The following is a 6,773-nucleotide window of genomic DNA, read 5'->3' as shown; positions in this document are numbered from 1 at the left end:
AATCTAGGTTTATTGTTAAAAAAATAACAAAAATAGACTAAAAAAAGGTTACATAGAATAAAAAATAATCTTATCTTAGCTAAAAAATACCTTTATTTTTCGGTTTTTTAATACTTTCTAAAGGAATTTAGGTAAATATCATGGAGCTTGCTGTTAGTCATATTGCTTTAATCATCAATCGCTTTATTCAATATCCCTTTCTTGTCTTTTATAAGTTAAACGGGTTTTTAGCTTTGTTGGTTTTATTGCGCAATGCAAGGAGCAGATTATGCTAGCTATGCCACTGTCTCAATGGCGCACGATTACCGCTACCTCTGCCATGCCTTTGTATGCCGTACTTTCTAACGTCAGTGATGCGCAAGCGGTTAAAAACTACTATATCACTGATGGTTCACAAACGCCCTATGGTCTTTATAGTGGCACTCCTTACGAGCACTGGTTTTCTGTTATGCCTATGCTAGTGAGACTTGATGAGCATAGTCCCTTTTTAGATTGGATTAATAACACTGAGCACAAAGGCTGGGGCTGGCTGGCACGCTCTCATTTACCCTTTGCAGACATCTGCGCTCATTTACGGAGCTTAACCCAAGCCATTATGCCCGATGGTGAAACGGTGTTTTTTCGCTATTGGGATGGCGAATATTTGTCAATCATGCTCGATTATTTTACCGATAGCTGGCAAGACGTGCTGCCTGCTTTTGCTTTTTACTGGATTAATCACCAATCACATGTGGTGCATGTACCGGTTGAGCAAGCGGTACAAACTTCGCCTTGGTGGCAGGTGCCAGAAAATCTATTAGAACAATTATCTGCCACCCAACCTAAGCTTTTAGTCAACCATATATTACAATTATTACAAGAAAATTATTTGGATATATATACCGCTTTCCCTTATCAAGTATTAGAAACAAAAATCATTCATCTTTTATCGTTATCAACTAAAAAACAAAACGTCTTTGATTTTATATTGCAGCAGTTGGATAAAGAAAAAAAGGAAACTTAACATGGACAATAATGACAATAATATAGGTAAATTTACCCGAGAGGTTAACAGCGTACTCCCGCCAGTATCTGTAAGCTCTGAAGGAGCGATAAATGTTCAGGACCTATCTGTCCGTGCAACAATTATTAAGTTTCTTGTCGAAAAAGAGGAAGACCCACAATTTTATATTAAAAGAGCCAATACATTATTAACTGAATTAAAAACTTGTTTATCTACATTTTCAAAAGAAACTCAAGATGAATATAAAGCAAGGATGAAGCGGTGGGGCGCATCGAATGTCATTCCTTATGTTGATATTAAAGAAAAATTATTAAGTTATCAACGCTCAACACAAGAGGTTAATATTAATAAACCCTATTGTGCCAAATGCGCGAATAAAGGGAAAGTCAAAATCAGTTATAATATGGAGGGGCTTAACAACGAAAAAGTCATTTTAAGTCAAGTTAAAATTCAATTAATTCCTTATCAATCCAAAGCGCTTACCCAGTATTTTAGTGCTACAAATGCTATTCCGTACATAGTAGACGAAGATATTCCTCTTTCTGAAGCTGAAAAACAAGAGTATATCATTACACTAGATGAAAACGGTGAAGCAGAGCTAGACTGGTCAGACGAAAAATTTGCCAAATATTCAAGATACCATGTTGTGGTATTGCCTGTTGAAAAAGGCGATGTCGACAATTGGTTACAAGCTTATCAAATGATTATCGATGAGTTACATCAACAGCTGCAAGATAACTGGACCAATGAGATATTGCCAGAATGGGAATCCTATTCTACATTAGAGATTGCAGAACAATATCAGTTATTATCTCAATGGTGGAATGTTGGGCTAGTAACGGGCGTTGATGGCAAATTAGAAAAATACAAAAAAGCGCTAGAAAAGCTTGAAGAATGGGATTTTCGTGGTTGGCTTGATGAGTTATTTAAAGAGCGTGTAGTTAGTGACGAACCAACGCTGACCTTATTACAAGATGAAGTCCGTTTTTATCTTGCTGCGTATTATGCGCAAAGCTGGATGGCGATGCTTCCACCGCATTATCAAATGGTATTTGCGGGTGAAATGTACTCTGCCATAATGATATCAGTAATGGAATTTGTTGCTGAATTCCTTGTTGAAGCGTTGATATTTAAAGGGGTCACAGCAGGGGTAAGCAAATCGGTTAGTGCGATAAATGGGGGTGGCCGATTTATTAACTCCATGACCAAAATGAGCGATGGCTTAAAACAAAGTATGAAAGCAATCAAACCTAATAGGGCTATCTTGGGCGGGAATGGTATTAATGTGGTTAAGCATATCAAATCATCAAGCCAATATATTAAGTTATCCACACGCTTGAAGCCATGGATACAAATAGGCGAGAAAAAAATTGCAAAGGCAAAATCTAGCTTATCTAAAAGTCGTAATAAAAAAGGAACCTCACGCAATCCAGCTCAAAGTGGTGAACCCATATCGATGGTAACGGGTGAAGAGTTACTCACCCTTGATGATGGTGAATTTAAAGGTTTATTGCCTTTTATTTGGCAACGTTGTTACCGAAGCAGCGCTGTTGAGCACAATATTGGATTAGGCTATGGATGGAGCCACTCTCTGGCGCATTACTTATTATTTGAGGGTGAAGAAGTTGTCTGGTTGGATGATGAAAACTTATTAACCACGTTTCCGCTACCTACCCCAAAAGACCCCATCATCATTAATCCGGTAGCCGAGTCAAGCATTTATTTAAGCGACACCGCCGATGAATACATCCTGTATAAAAAAGGTAACAACCGCGTACGATATCATTTCAAACGAGTTGAACAAACGGCCTATTTAAGCGCTATTACAGATAAGTATGGTCACCGACTCAATGTGGTTTATGATAATCATCATCGCTTGATAGCCTTACAACCTCAGCAAGATAAAACACGACGTTTAGCTTTTGGTTATCGTGATAAGCAATCAATACTGATTGATACGGTCACTATACAGATTTTAGTGGAAGGAGAATGGCAAACGCTGCACCCTCTAATGCACTATCACTATAATGACCATCATCAACTTATTGGGGCAACTAACGCAGCGGGTCAAACTGAAACGTATGAATATGACGCCTTAAATGTTATTCAAAAGCGAACAATGGCTGGAGGCGCTGAATTTAACTGGGCCTGGGAGGGTGAAGGTCAAGATGTTCGTTGTTTACGTCAATGGGGTAACTTTGGGCAATTAGATGAACGTTACACATGGCAAGATGAAAACGTGATTGTCACCATGGCTGATGGCAGTCAAAAGTGTTACACCCATAAAGACGGTTTGTTACAGTCAGAAACCGATGCTAATGGGGCGACCAAAACCTATCAGTATAATGAAGAGGGATTGAAAACCGTTGAGATTGATGCGTTAGGGCATCAAACCCACTATGAATATACGGTTTATGCCGAGTTAAAAACCATTATTTACCCAGACAACAGTTATGAAGATTATACTTGGCAACGTGGACGAATTATTCGAATTGAAAAAAATGGGCTGATATGGCGAATACGTTATAACCATCACGACGACATTATTGAGTTGGAAACGCCCGACGGTTTACTCACTCGTCATCGTTATAATGAAGATGGACAGCGTTTATCGACCCAATACCCTGATGGTAGCGAACAACATTTTACGTGGGGAGATAACGGTGAATTACAACAGCTAGGCTTTTCCGATGGGCGTCTTTTTCAATTTAGTTATGATGCTTTACTTCGGCTCACGGTCGTCAGTGATGGACAACAGGGCAAGACCTATTATACTTATGACGATTTAGGGCAAATCACAAAAATCACCTACCCGAATAACACCACCCGTGAGTATCAATACAACGCTTATGGTAAAGTGACTTGGTTTAAAGATGAAGCGGGTAAAGTCACGGAATATGACTACGCTTCGCCATTACATTTAATGACCGAAAAGCGGCTGCCAGATGGTGAACGGCTGAAATTTCGTTATGATAATATCCATCTACAAATCAGTGAAATTGAAAATCAGAAAGGGGAACGTTACCGCTTCAGCTACACGCCAACGGGGCAATTGAGTGAAGAAATTGGTTTTGACGAGGTAAAAACCACTTATCATTACGATTTAAATGGCTATTTAATTGAAAAACACGAGTATGGTAACCAACATGATGAAAAACCGCTCATTACCCGCTACCAACGTGATAGCCGTGGAAAACTCATCGTAAAAGAGCTAGCTGATGGCATAAAAGAGCACTATAGTTACAATCAGAACGGCTTATTAACACAAATATTCGATGGGCAATCGGTTTTAGGATGGGAATATAATAAAGTTGGTCGTTTAACGGCTGAGCACCAAAACTGGGCGACTATCCGTCATCGCTACGATGAAAACACCGGCTTACTCAATGGCACAAAACTGCCCGATGGGCAATGGTTAGAATATCATTACAATCAGGGTCAGCTACTGGGAATGACACTCGACCACCAGCCATTAGCCGCTTTTCGTTGGGATAAGCAGGGGCGAGAGTATGAACGCCGTCAGGGTAATGGTCTAGTTAACCGTTATGCTTATGATAATTTAAGCCGATTAACTCACCATCAAATTTTTCATGGTTTTGATTTTGATTCACAGCGTAGCCCAACGCCTCTGTGGCAACAAGATTATGGTTATCAGGCGGATAATCAACTTAGCCAAATTCGAGGAAATGCAGCCAGAGAATATCAATACGATGCCATAGGTCAGTTAACTTCGGAGGGTAAGCCTGAACATCATCAAACGCATCACGCTCAGCCCTTAGCGATGTTACACTATGATGCTACGGGCAACTTGCTGAGTGACTCCAAAACCCATATTGCCAAAGGCAATCGCCTAACGTTTTTTGGTGATAAACACTTTGAGTATGACCGCTTTGGAAACCTGATTGCGGAAAAAAGCGGAAAAAAACACCGTCTAGTTACCCACTATGAATACGACTGCCGGCATCGACTTATCAAAGTGATTAAACCGACAGGGCTTATCATCACTTATACTTATGATGCTTTTAACCGTCGTACTAGCAAAACAGTGGAGGGTAAAACCACCGAATTTATCTGGCAAGACCATAAATTAATAGCAGAATGTGCCGATAACGATAAATTCTGGCGAAGTTATATTTATGAACCCGATAGCCATCGACCACTAGCCCAAATCCTTGGAAAAGCAGGACAGTCAGAAAAGTTAAAAACCTATTGGTATCAAAATAACTACTTAGGTACGCCTCATCGTCTTACAGACAGCCTTGGCGAAACTGTTTATGAATGCGAATACAGCGCCTATGGCGAAATCATCCATGAACATTGGCCACAAGCTGAAAATAATATTAAACCCATAAATCCACTTAGATTTCAGGGGCAATATTATGATGAAGAAACCGGTTTACATTATAATCTTAATCGCTATTACGCTCCTAATTTGGGTCGATTTATTACCCAAGATCCGGCTAAACTTTATGGTGGATTAAATAGCTATCAATATTGTTTTAATCCGATTATCTGGATTGATCCGCTTGGATTACTTGCTGGTTTAGGGAGCCATGCGCCTTATGATCCTCACCTTGTGCGCAAGCAGTTAGAAGAACTATACGGCCTCGGTAATGTGGTTTCTAACACCGTTCCATTGCCAAATAATAAAAATGTTAAACTAAGAGGTCAGCGACATCCTAAATCCAGAATTGTGTTTGACAATAGAGGATTAGCTATTTTTGATGATATTGCACGATATGATACCGTGTTACCAAGTGCTGAATTTTACAATAAAAGTTATCGAGGCCAAATGAAAATGGCAACTGAAGATTTACGAAGAGCTATCCAACGGGGAGAAGTAAACCCTGGGATATTTACACCAGAGCAGTTAAAAGCAATTAATGCCGGTAAATCTAAAATACCTGATTATATTTGGCATCATCATCAACATCGCGCTAGAATGCAACTGGTTCCAGATGACGAGCATTTAAAGACAGGCCATATAGGTGGCGAAGCATTATCTAAGGGGAAATAAATATGCTAAGGTTAGAAAAAAATAGTGAGGCTATCGGTATTAATTTCGTATATAACTGTTTATTAAGTGGTGCCATCAATATGGGTGAGGTCAATCGTTGGGCAGAAAAAGTCATTGGTGAAAATGAAGTAAGCGATTTACCCGATTATATTTTTGATTTGATTGATTTTAAAGGAGAAGTAACTGACTTACGAAAATTGATAGGTTTGTTTCCTTCTTGGAAGCACACAAAAGAGCAAGATAGGGCGGTTTATGGCATAGCGATCAAAAGAGGGGAAAAATTATCTCAAGACGATGTATCATTTAATGAAGAACAAGCATTAGAAGCTTTAAAAAAACACCCGGAAGTCGAAAAATTGTTCAGAGAAACATTCCCTTTTATCGATTTTTAATTGTTTAATTCGCTAGCTTATATCTCTACCATAAGAATGGGTAGAATTCTCGCTAGCATGATGAGCAGAAAAGATTTATTTACTTTTCTGCTTTTTTTACGCGACTTTAAAAATACAGTATTGTGGCGCTACTGGCAATCGCCTAACCTTTTTTAGTGATAAACACTTTGAATATGACTGCTTTGGAAACCTAATTGCGGAAAAGGTGTTAGATAAAATAATTGTTATAAATAAATCAGGAAATATAACTAGAATAAAGTGAGATAAATATAATGGCAATCGATATAACATGTTATACAAAACTAGATAAAGAATTTTTGAATAAAAAATTAATAAGATAAAAACAAAATATAATAATATT

The 6,773-nt window shown here is 38.6% G+C and carries 3 protein-coding genes; all 3 read left to right on the top strand.

All coding sequences use genetic code 11. The features are described from left to right. The first annotated feature begins 268 nt into the window (after positions 1-268). From A9G30_RS06645 to A9G30_RS06635, 3 genes are read left to right on the top strand one after another with little or no spacing between them, the layout of a single operon-like run. Positions 269-1,003 (top strand): DUF4123 domain-containing protein, encoded by a 735-nt coding sequence (locus A9G30_RS06645; protein ID WP_065588439.1) that lies wholly within the window; start codon positions 269-271, stop codon positions 1,001-1,003. 1 nt (position 1,004) lies between these two features. Then, a complete protein-coding gene (locus A9G30_RS06640; RefSeq protein ID WP_065588438.1) occupies positions 1,005-6,020 on the top strand; it encodes an RHS repeat-associated core domain-containing protein in 5,016 nt (1,671 codons plus the stop codon). Between the two features lie 2 nt (positions 6,021-6,022). Further along, positions 6,023-6,412, top strand: coding sequence for a hypothetical protein (locus A9G30_RS06635; RefSeq protein WP_065588437.1), 390 nt, complete (start codon positions 6,023-6,025; stop codon positions 6,410-6,412). Positions 6,413-6,773: the final 361 nt, after the last annotated feature.

The organism is Gilliamella sp. Fer4-1, assembly GCF_001690515.1.
GTDB lineage: Bacteria > Pseudomonadota > Gammaproteobacteria > Enterobacterales > Orbaceae > Gilliamella > Gilliamella apicola_C.
The sequence above is the reverse complement of the archived record's forward strand: the minus strand, read 5'-3'. Positions and strand labels throughout refer to the sequence as shown.